Below are 17,787 nucleotides of genomic sequence, written 5' to 3'. Positions count from 1 at the left end.
GTTTGCGTGAAAAAAACATATGTAAAGTCGAGGATTTGGGAAGAGTTCTCAAAATAGAAGCGCAGGAGCACTGTTTTCAAAGTTCAGTAGGCGAAGAGGCGGAGCTCCAAAACCAATTAAGAGAAAAATTATTCGGTAAATAACGGTAAAACTACTGTCGTAAACGAATACTGTTAACAGGGGAGAGCCCAACCGACGGCTCCAGCGGCTCGGAGGATATACGCACCGAAGGCCATACGCAGATAGACGGCGCGGTTATTGCCAATATCGATGAAGAAGGCAACGACGGCGGCAACTTAAGCCTGGACACCGGCACGCTCGGTTACAGCGATATTGAAAACCATGACCAAGAAGAAAGCACCTACCTAAACGTTGGCTTCACCATGGGTGATGACAACAGCACCAACCAAACGGAAAGCGGCACAAACTATACAGTAAGTGGTAATTACAGCGACCACGATAAAGCGCAGGCAAACTGCGCCACTAGTGAAATTCGCTCTCTTATCCTGGCTTCTCAGGAGGAAGGGGGTGACCCTGTTAGAGCAATAATGGCGTTAGAAAAGCTAAAAGCTGACATTAACTCAATCCCCTCGTCAGATATTTCTAACCCTGAACGCAAAGCTGAAGCCGATTTACCAGAAACTGAAGAGTCTGCTGGTTAAAGGGAAGGGTCCGGAGACGTCCACTGTAAATGAGAGTACGGATTTAGGCTCTACGCTGGATGCGGAGTTATTGCCGGTTGGTCGGGTTGGCTCTCTGAAAGGAGGAGTCGCAAAGAAAGGGAACGGAGATACTTGGCGTAACCCAGCGACTAATCAAAGTGAGCCGTTACCGGAAGGTACGAAAATACATAAAGATCATATATTCCCGAAAAAGGAAATAAGGAGATTACCGAGATTTGATATGTTAACACCAGAGCAGAAGAAAATGGTTTTAAACGACCCGGATAATTTACAGTTGATGCCAGTCTCACTCAATTGTTCAAAAGGATGTACAGTTGAAGGAACGGATAAACCGTGGAATCCTAGCGAAAAAGTGGTTCCTGGCGGTTTGTCTTCTAAATATCGAACATGGTTAGAATTCGAACAAAATAAGTCAAAGACAAAATTACAGGAATTAATTGATAAATTTAGAGGAGAAGGCTAATAATGATCAACCGAACCGACATTGAGAAGGAGTCGACTTTTATTGCCATGACCGTCGAAGAACTTCCTACCCGTGTGAAAGAGATTTTAGAAAAGGGAATCCTGGGAAGTCGAAAGCCTGACTACTTAACCGCACTTCAAAGAGGTCCGGAATGGTTGTTTGAATATACGAGAAAATATCAACCGCTAACCGGCAATATGTTATCTGATGGAAAATTGGTGCTATACGGTCGCCCAGCCGAAAAGTGGGATAAAACAAACCCTGACGACGATTATTATCTACATTTTGGACTCGAGATTAATGGTTTTTTTGTTGGAGTAGAGCGTAATGTATTGGGAAAGAATCCCGATGACGAGGGGTATCGAGATTTTATTGAAAGAGGCAATCGTAAACTGACGAAAACGTGGGGAAAGCCGACGGTGATGGAAGAAAGACACCTTAGTCTCCCTTTCGAACTCAGACAGGCCTATTACAGCCGGTTTGATGGACTTAATGTTCCTTTGACGGCTTCACAAGGAATTTATACTCGACTATTACCCTTTCCAGTGGGCAGGCCCTGGGAATCTATTGATGGGTATTTAGGCCAGTTGCGCTTAAAAAAGAAGTTAGCGCTCATCCATGAATGGTTCCCTGACTGTCAGCCAAAAAATAAATCTGACCCCTACATCAAGCTGATGATATTCCTAGATACCCGACCGACACTCAGTGGTAAAGAAGGTGATGTTTTTTTTGTGAAAAACCATATTCAGGATGGTGTTATCTACTACATTCGTGACGGTGATATAGATAACTTAATGGTATTGAATGAGCCTGTAGAGGCGATTGATAAATATTGTCATCACATACTCACGCGTAGTGAGGGGCGATTTGATTTTATGCCTTATGCCGGAAAGTTTGAAGGTTAACTTTTTAATTGCTTCCGCCCTTTTAAAATCAGGCTTATTACTTTGCGGGCAGGCAAGTGCAGCACTCGGTGTGAACGCTGTTTCCTCTGCCTGAGAACTTTCATTTTCTACTCGGGAAAGTAAGAGCCACATTGCATCCAGCGACCCAAGAACTTAAACCTTAATACCGGCAACAACTACACCGCCAGTGGCTGAGACCGAGCTGGGCCATATGGCGCAAGAAAAGTTTGGTATCGACCCGAGTGATATTCACTTCTATGCAGGCTTGGAAACAGACAGTAAATCACTTACCAGCTCCCTGACAATGGAAGTTAAGGGAGCAACGGTTTCTGAAGAAGGGCATGAAGAATACGGTAACATCTTTATTGATGCGGAAAACATCGGTGATGCACTCGATCTGAATGAAACCCTAGGTCATGTGAGGACCGACGACCTTGCCAATACCAACACAGTGAAATTAGGGACGCAACAGTCCCATTCTGTGGGCGGGGCAGACGTTGAATACAACAATGCATGTCTTTACGCCAATATCTGTAATAGCCGAGACCAGGCTGAAGCCGACATGCTTAGCTTATGGCGGTCAGATGACCCTGAAAAGCAGGCTGAGGGTGAACGCATCTACAGTGCTCTGCAGGAATATGACCAGCTGCAGAGAGAAGACGTCGGCGCCTTTTTCGATAGAGTCGGAGAAGAGGGTATTAAGGGTGCAATCGGCAGCATGCTGGAAGAAAGCTACGAGGGCTTAAAAGCCGTAGCTGACAACCCGGCGCTGCTGAAAGAAGGACTTCAGGAAGTTGAAGATGACCTGACCGGTAAAAACGGTGAAGCACGGCAAATGCTGGCCTGGGACAACTTAAACCAAAGCCTTAAGACAGCTGCTATTACCTTACCTGTTAGTGGAGGACTGGCTGGCTCTGTGAAGACGTTGGATAATCTGAGCGAGGCCGCCCGAGATAACTCGGTGAATAAAGTTCCGGGTGCGAAAGTTAAAGACGTTTCGCAAAGTGGGGAAATTGACTTTTATGAAGGGGTTGACAATAAGAATTCAGGACCATTGGTAGATTACGTCAAACTAAGTAATCAGACTAATTTACCCCCTGAAACTTTAGAAAGTATTATTATGGCGCTTAAAGGAAGCAGGCCCGAATCATCAGAATATATGACGAAAACTCAGATTGACCAACATTTAGCTAAGTTTGATGAGGGAGTAATCAGATTTACATCTAAATCTGGTATTGAGGACTGTAGAAGAAAACCTGGGTCTATCAAAAGGTTACTTAGGAGGGAGTGATACTGTTATTGTTCATATAGAACGCAAAGAGCTGAGTACCTTGCGGATGCCTTCAGGGAATGAAAGTGGAGCAAACTCTAATTGGAGACCTAGGGGGCTGACCTCAGGAGGAATATCTGAAGCTGTAGTAGACTTTAGCGAAAAACCAGCTTATAGAGTGATTGAATTTAGCGGGGGAGATAATTGATGTCAAAATACTATCAGGTTAAACAGGGAGCATACCCAGAGAAAAAACGACAAAGTAGCTCCACCGAATATGTGGGAGAAAGCTGGTCGATTAAACGTGAGGAAGGTAAGTATATCCTTCGTTATGTATCCGGTGGTTTACAAGGGGCTATAAAAAGTGTTGAGGTTTCTAAAAAAGATTTTGAAGAAGCACACCTCGGGGAGGTCACACTAAATGACTTAAGCAAAAGATATAAATTCAGCTAGCTTGATTTTTGCTTTTTACCGCTCCCCGCTCTTTTAGAATCAAGCTTTTACTTTTGTAGTGGCAAACTAAATTTGGCCACCTAATTAGAGGTGCTATCATGCACCAAGAGACAATTAGGTGACAACATGACCAGAAGACCAAAACGTAATTTTAGCCCTGAGTTCCGGCTTGAAGCAGCACAATTAGTCGTCGATCAAAACTACAGTGTCAGGGAAGCTGCAAAAGCAATGAATGTCGGTAATTCGACCATGGATAAGTGGGTTCGACAGCTAAAAAAGGAGCGCGGTGGTGAGCGCCCCAAAGCGACACCTATGACGCCCGATCAGCTGAGAATACGTGAGCTTGAGAAGCGTCTTCGTGATGTCGAAACGGAAAAAGACATTTTAAAAAAGGCTACAGCTCTCTTGATGTCGGACTCTCTGAACAATTCTCGATAATCGAGAAACTCAAGACGAGCTATTCAGTAAAGAAGTTAAGTCAGGTGTTTAACATACACCGCAGCAGCTTTCGTTACTGGAAACAACGTTCAAAGCAGCCAGTATGTGCGAAAAAGACCGCTGAAATAGCGCTTGTTAAGGAGCTTTTCGGCAAGAGCGAAGGCTCTGCGGGAGCCCGCAGTATCTCAGAGATGGCGACCAACCAGGGCACACCATTAAGCCGTTACCGTGCCGGTCGGCTCATGGAAAAACTGGGGCTTATCAGCTGTCAGGTTCCCGGACATACATACAAAAAGACAGGCGATGAACATGTTGAGATACCGAATCATTTAGAGCGTCAATTTGGCGTTAGTGCACCGAACCGCCTGTGGCGATGTGACCTATATCTGGACCGGTAGCCGTTGGGCAACCTGGCTGTGGTGATTGATTTATACGCCCGTAAACCCGTCGGCTGGGCAATGTCGCTGTCACCGGACAGTACGTTAACCAGCAACGCATTAAAGATGGCTTATGAAAGCCGTGGACGTCCTAAAGGCGTGATGTTCCATAGCGATCAGGGCAGCCATTATACGAGCAGGAAGTTCCGCCAGACGCTCTGGAAGTGCCAGATAAAGCAAAGCTTAAGTCGACGTGGTAACTGTTGGGATAATGCACCAATGGAGCGCTTTTTCAGAAGTCTGAAAATAGAATGGATGCCGACTTATGGATATCGTTCATTTGTGCAGGCGCAAAATCACATATTGAAGTATTTAATCGGATATTACAGCCAGCTTCGGCCGCATCAGCATAACAACGGTTTAAGTCCGAATCAGGCAGAGCAAAAATATTGGATTAACTATAAACCGGTGGCCAGTTTTTCTTGACCACTACAATACCCTGAGCCTAATCATATCGACGTTAATAGATTAAAAACTTATAAAGTTCAATTGGATAAGAGAAAATTATCATATAAAAAAGAGTATAATTGAATATGTCCGAAACCGGTCTAATTTTAAATTTTCAAAATTTCATTGTCTCATGCTGGCCTCATCTAAATTGCATAATGCGGGATTTGGATTGGGATAATGAGCCATATTTTATTGAGGATTGGTTACAAGCAAACTGGGAGCTTTTAGTGGAAAAGCATCTTGGTGTGGATGGAGTGCTATTGCCATCGTATGGTTATGAAGCAGACACTAGTAATCGATACAAAAAGACTGGTACTAACCCTAGTCATAAGATTATGTGTAGTCAGTTCAATAGTGAAAATAAGTATTTGTTTTTGAGCTTTATCTCAAAAAATGGGAATGCTTTATCTATCGAGCCTCCCTTTGATTATCTGAAAGTTAAAGATGATCAAAATAACGTTAATTTTATTAAATCCGATGGTGTTAAATTTTACTTAGAGCCTTTTTTTTCTTGATGTTAATAGAGTGCGGGGCAGGTTTCTAAAATCGTGATTTTTTAGTTGGGGGGATAGGCTACTAATGATTAGGAGGGATTATGTTGTATCTTTTAGGGCAAGGGTTTAAAAATGATAAAAAGGTTTTATTGCAAGTACTTCTTAATACGGAAAATGAAACTTCTCCGATAGGGCTGACTGAAGGGGAAGGTATGGCAGGTGTTGGTGGCAGTTTTAGACCTTATCAATTGTTGTCTGACGATAAGAAGGCGTTTTTGAAGGTATGCGATACAGATTGGTTAATTACCCATTGTGAAGAAGCGGTAAAAACTTCTTCAAGCTTGGATATTAAAGCGGTACTGGAATCTTACGAATACTTGCGTGGTAGAAAGGCTCCGTTAGTCAGTCGTACCTGATGTCCCATTCACATCGTTCGCATGGGGATGCACTAAAAACCAGCTTATTTTTGTTTATTATTTAAGCAAAGCTAAGTTTCTGGCGGTTAAAAAATTCTTTCCTTTTGACTGCTCTCCGCTCTTTTAAAACCTGAACATTCTTACCGGCGGCACAGTTGATGTCTCTGTTGACGGTAATACGCGGTTAACCGGTGCCTTACTGGCCGCTGTGGATGCTGAAGGCAACGACACCGGTAACTTAAGCCTGAGCACTGGCAGTTTAACCACCACCGACCTAAACAACCACAGCTACAGCAGTAACCAAAGCTTCGGTGTGAATACCAGTGTGGGTATCAGCGAGGCTGCCAACCCAGCAGATCCCAACCAGAGTGATACAAATCTTGCGCTGAATAGCAGCAATTACAGCTATCAGAATGAAAGCAGCCAAAGCCTGGACAAAAGCTTAGCCACCATCGGCGAAGGCAGTGTTTCAGTCAATGGCGAAGAGACCTCATCCGAGGGTGTTAACCGTGATGTCGCGCAAGTGAACAAAGAGATTTACGACGTGGACCGCCAGCAGGGCAACATTGACCTGACGGTTGACCACCGGCTGCTGAGTGAAGAAGGGCGAGAGCAAATAGCCAAAGATGCTGAAGTTGTTCAGGAGACGGCTGGGGATGTGGCATATAGCTTAGGCGCTGATGATGTTACACAGTTTTTGTACGACATTGACGATGCGAATATCTCCGCAGCCCTTAAAGATAATGCTGAAGAAACGCTGGACCTGCTGATTGCTTCAGATGTTGACCCGGCGGTAGCAAAGGCACTGTTAACGAATCCGGAATTCTACAACACGGTTGCTTCCATTCTAGCCAATGGCGATGCTCTAGGGGAGGGGAATCAGCGACTTTCAGATACTTCTGATAACACTGGGCAGTCGTCTTATACTCCTGGGCAGCCGCTTACCATCACCATTACAAAAGGTCTCAGTCCCACGCCGGTGCAAAACGTCCTGCTTGGTTTGAAAGACGTAGAAGGGTTCGTCTCCGGGTTGCCTGCTGAAGAAGCACAGGCGGCCATGATAGGGCTGGGGTTACTGACTGGTGGCGTGGTTAAAACCGCTGTAGATGTGGCCAAAGATACCGTTGTGGATACCGCACTCGGTGCACAAATCAGAGATTTGCAGCAAAACGTAGCGAAAGTTGTTGCGGCCGGAGCTACCGGTGTTGACGTTGGCACTCATGAGGGCTTAATCGAGGTTGAGAGCGGCAACGGGTTCTCAACGGATTTGCAGACAGGCTCCGAGTTTGGGCTTGAGGTGATTGGCCTTGGGACGGGGATAGGGGTCGCAAAAAAAGTTGAAGGGAAAGGAGTAGAGGGCTCAAATAACTCGTCTCATAGCCGGGTGCTTGGAGAGAATGGTCCGACTATCCCGTCACTAACTTTGTGGAATAGTAAAGGAAAAGATAAGGGAAGAATTGACGTAGAAAATGCTAATCCAGGACAACGCCCAGGCTAAGTCCAGTACCAAGATAAAAAGGGAAACAAATATATATATGACCCAGAAACTGATTCTTTCCCTAATGCTCCAAGAGCAGTTAATGATCTATTAAATAATAATTTCAAAAAAGCTATTAATAAAGGCATGAGATACTTAGGAGAATGACTTTGATTTCAGCTAATAAAAAAATGAAAAACATCTTAAAAAACATAAACTTTAATTTTAAAAAGTTACCTAGAAAGCTTGAGAATCTTATTGAACTAGGATTTACATATGAAAATGGATGTGTGTTTTTGTCCGGATTGTATTCTGCGAATCGTAATAGCTCGGAAAATGAATTTCCAGATAAAACCGGATACGAGTGCTTTGTGAATAGTCTTCATATTGATGATTATATAGATAATGATTTTTTAATATTTTCATTATGTTTTGTGGATAGATTATTCTCTTTTTGGCATACTTTTGATAACAGAAGTATAAGAGCGATAGTTTCATGTGATGAGTTTGGAGCTGTCGTTCGGTTTCATCTTCTTAGAGAAAATCAAATATGGATCAATGAGAATATAGAGGCGTCTATACAACCTGTTTTTTATGTAGACTCCCCTTGTAAATACCCCATTTATAACACAGTCATATCATAGAATATTTATGCCGCATTGATAGCAGCAGAAGAGACGAAACTTGGTCGCAAGTTGACTCCGAATGAAGAGCGAACGTTATATAACAATTCGACTACTGTTGAGGTTCCGCGTGATGTCCATCAAGCCGGACGTACCTATGGAGGCAAGAATACAAAGGAGCAAATATCTCAAGATGCTCAGGATCTGTGTGGGCCGGTCTGTAGAGACACCGATGCCTTGAAAGAAAATCTACTTAATAAAGGATATAACCCTGATCTCGTAAATGAGACAATTAAAACTCTTATTAAGAGAAATGAAGGTTTAGGAGAATAGCTTGATTTCTGACACATTAAAAATATTGAATGATGCTCTTGGGGAGGCCCACCCTTCACCTAAAATACTTGAGGGTATTAAAGTAATTGGAGCGGGTTTTGTCGAGACTCCATCAGTGATTGAAGGTAATTATTTTTTCGAGTTTTTTACTGAAGGCGTTTCTTTTAACTTTGAAAAAGATTGTTTAACTCAAATTTCGATATATTTAACGCCATTTCGTGAATATGGGTCGTTCAGAGGCGAGGTATTTGATATTAAGAAACCTGAAAGACTAGATTGGAGTTTTATCCGTTCTTTACTCGGGGAACCAAAATCTCAGGGAGGAGGAGAGGTATCACTCAGTGGTTATATCAACCCATGGGTGAGATATAATTTTGATGGAATCTATATGAATTTAGAGTTTGATCAGAAGGACTCACTATCTGCCATTCATTTGATTGCCTCGTAATTTTGACAATACTTACGTCCAGATGGGCGTTGACCCCACCGAAGCTAAAGTGCTGATGGCGAAAGACCCACGTTTTGCTGAGGTAGCCGGTGCCCACTCGCGCGACACCGACACGGTTTATGTGAACGACGCCGCTCACGACAACGCGTCAGATGCCGTGAACATCGTGGGCCATGAAACCCAGCATTATCTGGATAACCAACAAAACCCAGACGCAGAGCAGACCGAAACCTACCATGATAACCGTGAAGAATACGCCGGGATAATGGGCGATGCGACGGAAGATTACCTCGGTTTTAACTTTTCACAGAATGGCACCAGCCTGGCGGACGGGAATAGCCACAATTGGGGAGCAACGACAGAAGAGAGAGACAGAAATAAGGCTCTGGTTAATGGAAATAATACCAGCTTCCGTCAGGAGGATGAGCAGGCACTCGATTACTATTTAACGAAAGAAACCGTCGACAAAGTAAAAGACTGCCTAGCCGGTATAACCTGTACCACCGCAGAGCAAAAAGCTGCCGTTGTGGCAGACGCGGAGAATTTGAGTGTTATGCTGGACAATGAACTCAACAATGTTTGCCGCGACAATCCAACCAGTGATGCGTGCCGGACGTCTGTTAATACAGCGACTCAGTATATTGGTATGGAAGATGCGTGGGATATTCTGGAAGACGATGTTAGCCGCTCTTCCAAAAATACGTTTGACTATGTGTATAACAGTGACGGCGCAAAAGAGAACTTTGACGTGTATTACAATACGATTGATAACAGAGCTGACTTCTTTGGCGCGAGTGACCAATACGAGCAGAATATTGGTCTTGGGGCGCAATGGTTCGGTGGTGCTGAGTTTGTGAGTCGGGCAGCCTGGACAGGGCTAGGAGCTGATGAGAATGGCTCATGGGCAAGTTTTGCCGCTGGTGCGGCTTTATTTCCATCCACGTATAACCCGTTAACGAGCTCCGAGCTATATGAGTGGCGAAGTGAAGCCGGGAATACCCTTATGAATGCTGGTTTTGATAACTTTAAAAGTTTGTATAATCAAGACGTGTCAGACCCGGTTGCCTAGGATATTAATCAGTTGAAAAGTGAACAACGAGTATTGCAACCGGTTAATGAGAAGTATTTGGGAGAACGTACTTTTTTCACCGGGTTCTCAAAATCGATAACGGATACAGATAATTTCATTAATGTAGAGACACTTCCTTGGGGATCTGAGCAACAGGGGCAGCCAGGAGGTATTGATATACTTGATCGACAATCGCGGATTAAGTTTGGATGTAAGCTAATGGGCTATTCAGAAAGCCAAGGATGTAAACCATGAAGGTTAATTACCCATATTGGAAAGTCATTATCGGCTTTACACTCTGCCCTGCGGTTGCTGGATTTTTTCTAGGGGGGGTAATAATTTTTGAAGGGCTTTCGTCTGACGAAGCATATGAGGTCTCAGATATTATGAGGTTCGCTTTAGTGGGGCCAATTTTTACATCGTTAGTAGGTTTCGTTGTTTTTTGTATCCCAGCAAGTATTGCTGCTCTTATTTATGCCAGACTTCGACTTTATAAGACATGGTATAGCTATCTATTTGTAATGCTTTTAGGGGGAGTAAATGCCCATATATGGGAGTTTATCTGGAGTAGCAATCATAAAAGCTTATTTGAGACTGATTTATCGTTTCTTCTTGGTGTTTTTTCTTCGCTTCTCGTAGCCTGCTTCGTAATTCCCTCAAAGCGTCCTGGAACCGCAAAAGGAGAAAGCGAATGATGAAGCAAAATGCGACATAGATTGATTGTTCGTTGTGCTACTCAAAATGCGGTTTTTATATGAATTGTTTGGTATTGTCTCGGTGCTTTTATATGAATTCAGGATTCGACTGCTGTTGAGGTTCCGCGTGATGTCCATATAGCTGTGGGTGCCAATATAGGCTGGGGCACACCAGAAGCCCAGTTGTACCAGAAAGCGTTGAATGCAAAAGCTCTGGATGATGCGTCTACGGCTGCTACGGCGGGGCTTCTTCTCAACCCGGTTGGTGGTACGGCCGCACTGCTTAATGGAGTTAGTGTAACAACAGGATTTGGCTCGGCATACTTAGAAGGGGAATTGATAAACGAAGCGGGAGAATATGGTTTGTCGGAAGTATTTCAGGTTGGACTGGAGAGCATGTTAGGCAAACGCACAGGAACTAGGGTGAATACGTTGCTCGACTTATCCGGTTTCCATGACAAGAACACAGACTTTATTCCTGAAGACTCAAAGTTAATTGAGGACGCAAATACTTTAATCAGTAGGGATGACGATGAAAGTAAGTGATCTGATTTGGCCGGATAAATGGATGTCTTTTGGAGTTAGGGTTTCAGTGGTTATTGTTGCCTGGATTTTATGGCTTATTGTGTCGTATTTGAAATACTTTGTTTTTCATGTGGATGGTGTGCTTCAGCTTGTTGGGTTTTATCCTATTTTAATTATTTGGACTTATTTGTTTAATAGATCGCTTTCAATGGCTCCTGGGAGTGCATATTTTGATGCTAATAATGTGAGACTTCAAGCTGCTCGCACCTGCATTTTTGTAATGGCTGTGATTGCTTTTTTGGGGATGCTTTTTATTGGCGACTGTTAACAGCCCTGTTCGCATGTGAGCGTAATTAGAAGACAATCTAAATCTTGGCTTCACAGGAAGAGGGAGTTGAGTCTTTCAGATTAATAACGGCGCTATCCGATGCGCTAGGTATGGCAGGTGAAATAGCTCCTAGGAATCCAACTTATTTTACATTTGATAATGTAAGTAATTTAACATCTGAAGAAGCTCAAAAATTTTTGCAAACGGATCCAAATTATCTTCCTAGGCATGTTGTTGAGTTTAGCACAGGGCAGATTTTGGACGATATCTCGATACCAACAGGGCGATGGAACACTACCAATATTCCTGAGCCAATAACGATAACATTCCCAGAGTGGGGTCCAGGAGGAGCAAGTCAAGCAGTCACAAACTCTCCAATTAAAGTCAATCCGGAAGATGTCAGTTTATTGGGAAAAGGCCAAGGTGGTGATTGATATGAATAGTATGCAGAGAAAGATACTGTTAGATATAAAATTAGAGTTAGAAAAGGAAAATAATCCCTTGTTAGATAAGTTTTATAGCTTATTTAGCCAAGGGGATGCCAAGGTGATTTTTGTTTGGCTTAATGAACAAGTTTGCTTAAAGAAGCTCCCTGATTCAGCTAAGAGTTATATGACAGATTTATATTATACCGTAAGATAAAATCTGCTTTGCTTTTGGGGAAAGGTCAGAGGGTGCAAATAATTTGATCAATAAGGATGACAATGAAAGCGAGTGATCTTATTTGGCCGGATAAATGGATGTCTTTTGGAGTTAGGGTTTCAGTGGTTATTGTTGCCTGGGTTTTATGGCTTATTTTGTCGTATTTGAAATACGTTGTTTTTCATGTGGGTGGGATACTTCAACTAATTGGACTCTATCCATTGATAGTTATTTGGAATTACTTATTTAATAGGACGATTCCTATGAATCCTTTAAATGTGGAGTTCGAAGTAGAGAATATAAAAGGTCAAGTAGGCCGCACCTGCATCTTTGTAATGGCTGTGATTGCTTTTTTGGGGATACTTTTTATTGGCGACTGGTAACAGCCCTGTTCGCATGTAAGCGTAATTAGAAGACAATCTAAATCTTGGCTTCACAGGAAGAGGGAGTTGAGTCTTTCAGATTAATAACGGCGCTATCCGATGCGCTAGGTATGGCAGGTTTACCGGTTGCAACGCGTAAGCTGGTTATTACGGCGAGTAAGGACATTGTAGAAGGCGGTAACGAAGTCATAAGGCCGATTTACCAAAAACTGAAGAATCTACTGGTCAAAGAGAAAGGTTCGGAGACGTCCACTGTAAATGAAAGTACGAAAATCGAGGGGGAGCTGGACTTGTACAGTAAAGCTGATAATGCAAGGTATGCTGTTAAGAGCTAAAATGACAACGTTGATATTTTTCGAGTTTTTGGTGGAGATGCGAGAGCACAAGGGTTTTCGTGGACAACTGCAGATCCTCAGACAGTGAGTAACTTTAGAGATGCCGCCGGCTTGCCATCTGGCGGAACGAGCGGATCAACAAATACGGCTGACTTTCTTATTAAAGGTGAGGCTAAGCTTTCAGATATTATTAAGTCAAGGTCTGCACTTCCGTTAAATGGAAATAAAGGTGGCCTTCCAGAATTTGTAATTGACCCAAAAAACGTAAGTATAACTGATTTTTTAGTAATTAAACCTTAGGTTAAACCGATGGAAAATAAATATTCAGGTATGACAGTAAATGAGCGTCTTTATGTGAGCGGATTGCTCAATGAATTCGATGAAGCCGTTGAGAATCCTGAATTCAGATAATAACCGCAACACTCATGTAATGGGATAGGTCGGAAGGAGGTCAGCTACCAACATGTGGTAGTCTTACTTTTCGACCAAAAAAAGTGAGTTCCAACATGAGTTATCGGCAGCTGACCGAGGGGCAACGATACCAGATTTCTGCGTTGCTCTCAGAAGAATTTTCACAACGAGAGATTGCAAGAAAGCTGAACATTGCGCCCTCGACCGTCCATCGAGAGTTGCGACGTAACAACAATTTATGCGGGTCTTATGACCCTCAAAAAGCTCAAGAGCGCACGTTAAAACGGCGCTCCAAGCCAAAGCCCAAACGGGTTTGCGAGAATACTCGCAACGCTGTAGAGCTTATGCTCGAGATGGACTGGAGCCCGGAGCAGGTATCGGCTGTCTGCACGCGAATAGGCTATCCAGTCAGTCACGAGTGGATTTACAAATATGTTCTGGCTGATTTTCACGGCGGCGGTGGTTTATTTACTCACCTTCGCCACCGGTTAAGACGCTATAAAAAGCGCCTGCATAAGCAACGAGGTCGGATTTTAGGGCGTCGCTCGATACACGACCGGCCAGCAATTATTGATGACCGGGAACGCTACGGCGACTGGGAAATCGACACTGTTATCGGCAAGCGTGGAACCGGTGCTATTGTCACGCTGTTAGAGCGTAAAAGCCGTTTTTACCTTGTGAAAAAAGTCACAAGCAAACACGCTGATGCCGTTGCTGACGCCACTATAGAAATGCTGCAGCCTTTTAAGGCGTTGGTTCACAGCATCACGGCCGATAATGGTTTAGAATTCGCAGACCACGAGCGAATTGCAGAAGAGCTCGATACCGACGTTTATTTTGCGGATCCGTATGCTTCATATCAGCGGGGCGCGAACGAAAATGCGAACGGGTTATTGCGTCAATACGTGCCAAAAGGCACTGACTTACGCACTGTAACCAACAAACTGATGGCTAAATATCAACAGCGTTTGAATTTAAGACCCAGGAAAACTTTGGGGTTTATTCAGCCAGACATAATTTTTAAAGAGCAATTGCAACAGGCTATGAGCGAGTGTTGCAGTTATTAGTTGAATCTAGGAATAAAAATACTGGAAAGGTCCGTTCTATTCTTAAAAAAGTGGAGCTGACTGATGAGTCAGTAAAAGAGATTCTGGAAAATTTAAAATTGTAACATATTGATAATTTAATCAATTTTTGACTATGAGACTCGCACCGAAAAGAGCAGTGGTATAGCTTGTAATATCAAAGAATTCTTTTGAAATTTAAACTGTAATCCCCCCATTTTAAGCAGCACTTTTGAGTAGCGCGAAAACGGTCAGATAAACGCCGCGCTGCGACATTTACGCTCCAGCCGTTAGTAAAGGCAAACAAATTTTACCAAATTTGCGCGATAGGGGGATATTGATAATGGTTATCTAAAAGAGAAGAATTGATATGGTTAGTATTGATGAGATTGTAAAAGAGGTTAGGAGTAAAAGCAGAGTAATCGACGCGCCTGTATTAGCCCCCTTTTTAAAACGGAATGAAATTTGTAGAAATTTATTTTGATGAATCAAAAGGTTTCCCGATAGGCGAAAGCCTATACTATGAATGTGAGTTATGCGGCACTCGCCTTTCAACTGTAAATATAAGATAGGCAGGATTTTGTGAGTGTCGCAACTTGCATATTGATGTGGATTATTGTCGAGTTACCATTAAAACTCATGGTAGCGTAAAATTGCTTGAGCTTATTGATTAGCTCTATTGTGTTTGAATCAATAGATTTGCCTCTGGCGCGCACCTCTCAGCTGAGTTCACTGGCGTCCCCGGCAGGAGTCGAACCTGCGACCTTTCACTTAGGAGGCGAATGCTCTATCCAACTGAGCTACGAGGACGCGTCTCACGCATTAGCGAGGCGAAATTATGCCAGAAGATGAAGCCGGGATCACCCAGTCATTCACTTGGATATTGCCTAGGTAGTCGTCATCCGGCAGGGTCGCAGTCGCGGTCTGGTGGGTCACCTGAGTCACTTTTACTTGGCTAGCGGTGATGTTCCACTTTTGCCGGAACTGGCCTTGATCATCAATAAAGTTGGCTTCGTGCACGACCGTTAGGGTGTCGCCCGGTTTTACACCGTGTACTCGACCTAAATTGATTTGAATGCTGTTGTCGTCGGTACGCACGATACGCCCGCGAATATCTTCACAACGGAGTTTAGCGGCAATGCCTTGGCTTAAGTCATCTAAACCCTGCTGTAAGGACATGCCGAACGGTTCTTTCCAAAAGTAATCCGCACCCACATCCACGCTAGCATTGCGCTCGAAGGTCCAGGGTTGATCGTCTTCTACGCGGGCCCGAGTAATCACTTCGCCGCTATAGGCATCGAGTAAATAAAGCGTCAGTGCAAAGTGGCGTTGACCGCGGGTATTGCCCCAAAACCACCAGCCAGTGGTGCCTTGCTGGGTCATAGACAGGTCGTCAAAAAAGCCCATTAATACAAACTGAGAATCGTTTGCACGGCCTAGCTCGCGAGCTATCTCACCGAGCTGTTCAAGGTTAATTTGGCGCAGCGCTTGTTGCATGCCGGCCGGTTGCTGCAGGGTGTGTGACACATAAAGGCTATCGTGGGTCGAGCCCATTTCCCGGGCAAAGCGTTCAGCACTGACTTCGCCAATCGTCCAGATTTGGCCGTAACGGGCTTGTTGACGGTCGTTCAATTCGAACGGTACGACCACTAAAGACTTTTTATAGCTGGCTTCTTTGCATTGTTTACTGCGCAGCCAGATATCGGCGCGAATAGTGACTTCAACGCGGCCGCCACGGGTTTGTTCACGAACAATGGAGACTTGATCGATATCACCGTCGCTGCGCCACGCCGTTTGCGGTTGTTGTAGTACACCATCAACCACTTTTTGCATGCTTTGAAGGTTACCACCGGACAACACCAGCGCTTGCTGGAGGGCATTTTCTATGGCTTTTTGCCGTGCCGCTTGGAAGTCGCCGTTAATGATCCGAGCACTGCCATGGGCTTCAACCCAGCGCGCGGAGGCGGGGCTGGCATATAGGCTGGAAAGCCCAGCGAGGGTAACAATTACTAGCGCAACTAAGCTTCGCATGATCAAGTCCGTCAAAAAAACCGTGAAACATCTACTGCTTCACGGTTATGCAAGATATTTGCCAGTGCTTGATTTAGTCGCTTGTTTTAGTAATACGTCACATTTTTGATTTTCTGAGGGCGACTGATGCTCTCGTACAAGCGGTGAACTCGAGCAAAGTCGAGTTTCAGTTCGGTGGCATAGAACTCGCCGACGGAATAGGTTTTCACCACCTCAGCACCGCGGATGACGCCGTCAATCGAGGTTTCATAACTGTCGGACTGCAGCGCCCAGTCGGACACTGCGCTGTTACCGTTAATCCGTTGCCCATACACTTGTTCAGCCAGTTCACGGTAAGCGGCGAGTTTCGATGCGCGCATCGCCGCCAGCATTTTTTCTGAGTCACTGTCGCCGGGTTGTTTGGCGATTGGGGCATAACCGACAGCGGTTAGCACAGGAAATTGATCAGGCGTTTGCGTTTCCCACTCTACATATTGCTGGTCGTAGAATGTGCTACAGCCAGACAGCATTGCCATCATGCCAATCAGTGCCAGTTTGTATGCAAGGCGTCGCATAGCCGCTCCTAAATAACGCTTACTTTGTATAGCTTTATAACGGCGGCAGAGCGGAAATCTTTAACGGAATTTACCTTGGCTGTCGTAGGTCATGGTATCGCCACGAGCCGATTTGAGGATTTGTTGTTTTAGCTGTTCGATATTATTCAAGGTGGTGTTCACGACTTGTTCGTTTACGGCATTCTGCTGCTTGCAGGTATCCAACAATTCTTGTGCGCGGTTTACTTTGCCTTGCAACGCGGGGTCGTCTTTCACGCTCTGTTGGGTAAAGTGTTGCGCCACTTGGTTATCGAGTGCTTGAATTTTATCGGTGAGAGAGGCTTTTTCTGCAGCTAGGGCGGCGACTTGTTTGTGCTGGTGCTGCACTACCGCTTCTAGTTCACGACTTTGCACAGCCTGTAAGTCAATTAAGGCTGTGCAGAGATCATCTAATAACGTATCGAGCGAGTGGGTCATACGCTAGGGGATTAGCTTTCGCTTTGCGGGTCGAATAAGTCCGACTCAAACTTCGCTAATTTAGCCGCTAAGCGTTCCACATCAATTTTGTATGAACCATTCTCGATGGCTTGTTTAATCTGGTCGATTTTGGTTTGGTCAACGCCACTGCTGTTTTTCGCTTTTGCTTGCAGCGATTGCAGTTGTTGCGCTTCGTCAGTAATCGACACTGCGTCGTTCGGTTTACCAGCAACGGCGCTTGAAGATTTCTCAGCAACGTCTTCTTTACGTGTGCTTTGTTTGGTATCAACGGTGGTATTTTTCACACCATTGTTAGTAATATTAATTGGCATAATGATTTGCCTCGCTCTTTTTATTGACCCAGCCTTTCTATCGGCGCGCTGTGGCAGAACTTTAGTAAAAAC

Annotated in this window: 22 protein-coding genes, 1 tRNA gene and 1 pseudogene; 19 read left to right on the top strand and 5 right to left on the bottom strand. The window is 44.3% G+C overall.

The features are described 5' to 3' along the window. The first annotated feature begins 383 nt into the window (after positions 1-383). From CWI84_RS09570 to CWI84_RS09480, 19 genes and pseudogenes are all read left to right on the top strand, one after another. Positions 384-662 carry a hypothetical protein gene (locus CWI84_RS09570; protein ID WP_126842373.1) on the top strand — a complete coding sequence of 93 codons (279 nt, stop codon included), beginning with the start codon at positions 384-386 and terminating at the stop codon, positions 660-662. Between the two features lie 70 nt (positions 663-732). After that, positions 733-1,146: a hypothetical protein gene (locus CWI84_RS09565; protein ID WP_126842372.1), complete on the top strand. Its 414-nt coding sequence runs from the start codon at positions 733-735 to the stop codon at positions 1,144-1,146. Between the two features lie 2 nt (positions 1,147-1,148). After that, the gene (locus CWI84_RS09560; RefSeq protein ID WP_126842371.1) at positions 1,149-2,051 is read left to right on the top strand and encodes a hypothetical protein; all 903 of its coding nucleotides are present in this window, start codon (positions 1,149-1,151) and stop codon (positions 2,049-2,051) included. 211 nt (positions 2,052-2,262) lie between these two features. Then, the gene (locus tag CWI84_RS09555) at positions 2,263-3,342 is read left to right on the top strand and encodes a hypothetical protein (RefSeq protein ID WP_126842370.1); all 1,080 of its coding nucleotides are present in this window, start codon (positions 2,263-2,265) and stop codon (positions 3,340-3,342) included. A gap of 186 nt (positions 3,343-3,528) precedes the next feature. Then, positions 3,529-3,774, top strand: a complete 246-nt coding sequence (locus CWI84_RS09550) for a hypothetical protein (RefSeq protein ID WP_126842369.1) — start codon at positions 3,529-3,531, stop codon at positions 3,772-3,774. A 126-nt stretch (positions 3,775-3,900) separates the two neighbouring features. Continuing rightward, a pseudogene (locus CWI84_RS09545) lies at positions 3,901-5,075 on the top strand (IS3 family transposase). A 107-nt stretch (positions 5,076-5,182) separates the two neighbouring features. Beyond that, positions 5,183-5,614, top strand: a complete 432-nt coding sequence (locus CWI84_RS09540) for a hypothetical protein (protein WP_126842368.1) — start codon at positions 5,183-5,185, stop codon at positions 5,612-5,614. 80 nt (positions 5,615-5,694) lie between these two features. Then, positions 5,695-6,009 carry a hypothetical protein gene (locus CWI84_RS09535; protein ID WP_126842367.1) on the top strand — a complete coding sequence of 105 codons (315 nt, stop codon included), beginning with the start codon at positions 5,695-5,697 and terminating at the stop codon, positions 6,007-6,009. A 208-nt stretch (positions 6,010-6,217) separates the two neighbouring features. Then, positions 6,218-7,507 (top strand): hypothetical protein, encoded by a 1,290-nt coding sequence (locus CWI84_RS09530; RefSeq protein ID WP_126842366.1) that lies wholly within the window; start codon positions 6,218-6,220, stop codon positions 7,505-7,507. Positions 7,508-8,145: 638 nt separating this feature from the next. After that, positions 8,146-8,442 carry a hypothetical protein gene (locus CWI84_RS09525; protein ID WP_126842365.1) on the top strand — a complete coding sequence of 99 codons (297 nt, stop codon included), beginning with the start codon at positions 8,146-8,148 and terminating at the stop codon, positions 8,440-8,442. Position 8,443: 1 nt separating this feature from the next. Further along, a complete protein-coding gene (locus CWI84_RS09520) occupies positions 8,444-8,890 on the top strand; it encodes a P-loop NTPase family protein (protein WP_126842364.1) in 447 nt (148 codons plus the stop codon). Between the two features lie 22 nt (positions 8,891-8,912). Further along, entirely contained in the window at positions 8,913-9,959 is a 1,047-nt protein-coding gene (locus tag CWI84_RS11765; protein WP_198674506.1) for a hypothetical protein, read from the top strand. A 251-nt stretch (positions 9,960-10,210) separates the two neighbouring features. Continuing rightward, positions 10,211-10,654: a hypothetical protein gene (locus tag CWI84_RS09510; protein ID WP_126842363.1), complete on the top strand. Its 444-nt coding sequence runs from the start codon at positions 10,211-10,213 to the stop codon at positions 10,652-10,654. A 183-nt stretch (positions 10,655-10,837) separates the two neighbouring features. Continuing rightward, the gene (locus CWI84_RS09505; RefSeq protein ID WP_126842362.1) at positions 10,838-11,200 is read left to right on the top strand and encodes a hypothetical protein; all 363 of its coding nucleotides are present in this window, start codon (positions 10,838-10,840) and stop codon (positions 11,198-11,200) included. Next, a complete protein-coding gene (locus CWI84_RS09500; protein WP_126842361.1) occupies positions 11,187-11,507 on the top strand; it encodes a hypothetical protein in 321 nt (106 codons plus the stop codon). Before CWI84_RS09505 ends, CWI84_RS09500 begins: the two co-directional genes overlap by 14 nt. A 110-nt stretch (positions 11,508-11,617) precedes the next feature. Continuing rightward, the gene (locus CWI84_RS09495; RefSeq protein WP_126842360.1) at positions 11,618-11,941 is read left to right on the top strand and encodes a hypothetical protein; all 324 of its coding nucleotides are present in this window, start codon (positions 11,618-11,620) and stop codon (positions 11,939-11,941) included. 1 nt (position 11,942) lies between these two features. Continuing rightward, complete coding sequence (locus CWI84_RS09490; RefSeq protein WP_126842359.1) at positions 11,943-12,149, top strand: hypothetical protein; 207 nt, start codon at positions 11,943-11,945, stop codon at positions 12,147-12,149. 62 nt (positions 12,150-12,211) lie between these two features. Beyond that, positions 12,212-12,532 (top strand): hypothetical protein, encoded by a 321-nt coding sequence (locus CWI84_RS09485; RefSeq protein ID WP_126842358.1) that lies wholly within the window; start codon positions 12,212-12,214, stop codon positions 12,530-12,532. Positions 12,533-13,373: 841 nt separating this feature from the next. Next, on the top strand, positions 13,374-14,345 hold the full coding sequence (locus CWI84_RS09480) for an IS30 family transposase (protein WP_126842357.1): 972 nt from the start codon (positions 13,374-13,376) through the stop codon (positions 14,343-14,345). A 730-nt stretch (positions 14,346-15,075) separates the two neighbouring features. Here CWI84_RS09480 and CWI84_RS09475 read toward each other — a convergent pair. From CWI84_RS09475 to flgM, 5 genes are all read right to left on the bottom strand, one after another. Next, positions 15,076-15,152: transfer RNA gene (locus CWI84_RS09475), tRNA-Arg, on the bottom strand. A 12-nt stretch (positions 15,153-15,164) separates the two neighbouring features. Next, positions 15,165-16,373, bottom strand: coding sequence for a flagella assembly protein FlgT (locus CWI84_RS09470; RefSeq protein ID WP_126842356.1), 1,209 nt, complete (start codon positions 16,371-16,373; stop codon positions 15,165-15,167). Between the two features lie 86 nt (positions 16,374-16,459). Beyond that, a complete protein-coding gene (locus CWI84_RS09465; RefSeq protein ID WP_126842355.1) occupies positions 16,460-16,927 on the bottom strand; it encodes an LPP20 family lipoprotein in 468 nt (155 codons plus the stop codon). 60 nt (positions 16,928-16,987) lie between these two features. Further along, positions 16,988-17,383: a flagellar export chaperone FlgN gene (gene flgN / locus CWI84_RS09460; RefSeq protein ID WP_126842354.1), complete on the bottom strand. Its 396-nt coding sequence runs from the start codon at positions 17,381-17,383 to the stop codon at positions 16,988-16,990. Between the two features lie 11 nt (positions 17,384-17,394). Continuing rightward, positions 17,395-17,715 carry a flagellar biosynthesis anti-sigma factor FlgM gene (gene flgM, locus CWI84_RS09455; RefSeq protein WP_126842353.1) on the bottom strand — a complete coding sequence of 107 codons (321 nt, stop codon included), beginning with the start codon at positions 17,713-17,715 and terminating at the stop codon, positions 17,395-17,397. Positions 17,716-17,787 lie beyond the last annotated feature (72 nt).

Origin of the sequence: Idiomarina tyrosinivorans (genome assembly GCF_003987475.1) — a bacterium.
Lineage (GTDB): Bacteria > Pseudomonadota > Gammaproteobacteria > Enterobacterales > Alteromonadaceae > Idiomarina > Idiomarina tyrosinivorans.
The sequence above is the reverse complement of the archived record's forward strand: the minus strand, read 5'-3'. Positions and strand labels throughout refer to the sequence as shown.

Excerpts from the sequence above, each read along its gene's own strand:
- CWI84_RS09570 (WP_126842373.1), top strand. The coding sequence starts at position 384 with ATGGGTGATGACAACAGCACCAACCAAACGGAAAGCGGCACAAACTAT.
- CWI84_RS09560 (WP_126842371.1), top strand. The coding sequence starts at position 1,149 with ATGATCAACCGAACCGACATTGAGAAGGAGTCGACTTTTATTGCCATG.
- CWI84_RS09555 (WP_126842370.1), top strand. The coding sequence starts at position 2,263 with ATGGCGCAAGAAAAGTTTGGTATCGACCCGAGTGATATTCACTTCTAT.
- CWI84_RS09550 (WP_126842369.1), top strand. The coding sequence starts at position 3,529 with ATGTCAAAATACTATCAGGTTAAACAGGGAGCATACCCAGAGAAAAAA.
- CWI84_RS09540 (WP_126842368.1), top strand. The coding sequence starts at position 5,183 with ATGTCCGAAACCGGTCTAATTTTAAATTTTCAAAATTTCATTGTCTCA.
- CWI84_RS09535 (WP_126842367.1), top strand. The coding sequence starts at position 5,695 with ATGTTGTATCTTTTAGGGCAAGGGTTTAAAAATGATAAAAAGGTTTTA.
- CWI84_RS11765 (WP_198674506.1), top strand. The coding sequence starts at position 8,913 with ATGGGCGTTGACCCCACCGAAGCTAAAGTGCTGATGGCGAAAGACCCA.
- CWI84_RS09510 (WP_126842363.1), top strand. The coding sequence starts at position 10,211 with ATGAAGGTTAATTACCCATATTGGAAAGTCATTATCGGCTTTACACTC.
- CWI84_RS09500 (WP_126842361.1), top strand. The coding sequence starts at position 11,187 with ATGAAAGTAAGTGATCTGATTTGGCCGGATAAATGGATGTCTTTTGGA.
- CWI84_RS09495 (WP_126842360.1), top strand. The coding sequence starts at position 11,618 with ATGGCAGGTGAAATAGCTCCTAGGAATCCAACTTATTTTACATTTGAT.
- CWI84_RS09490 (WP_126842359.1), top strand. The coding sequence starts at position 11,943 with ATGAATAGTATGCAGAGAAAGATACTGTTAGATATAAAATTAGAGTTA.
- CWI84_RS09485 (WP_126842358.1), top strand. The coding sequence starts at position 12,212 with ATGAAAGCGAGTGATCTTATTTGGCCGGATAAATGGATGTCTTTTGGA.
- CWI84_RS09480 (WP_126842357.1), top strand. The coding sequence starts at position 13,374 with ATGAGTTATCGGCAGCTGACCGAGGGGCAACGATACCAGATTTCTGCG.
- CWI84_RS09470 (WP_126842356.1), bottom strand. The coding sequence starts at position 16,373 with ATGCGAAGCTTAGTTGCGCTAGTAATTGTTACCCTCGCTGGGCTTTCC.
- CWI84_RS09465 (WP_126842355.1), bottom strand. The coding sequence starts at position 16,927 with ATGCGACGCCTTGCATACAAACTGGCACTGATTGGCATGATGGCAATG.
- flgN (WP_126842354.1), bottom strand. The coding sequence starts at position 17,383 with ATGACCCACTCGCTCGATACGTTATTAGATGATCTCTGCACAGCCTTA.
- flgM (WP_126842353.1), bottom strand. The coding sequence starts at position 17,715 with ATGCCAATTAATATTACTAACAATGGTGTGAAAAATACCACCGTTGAT.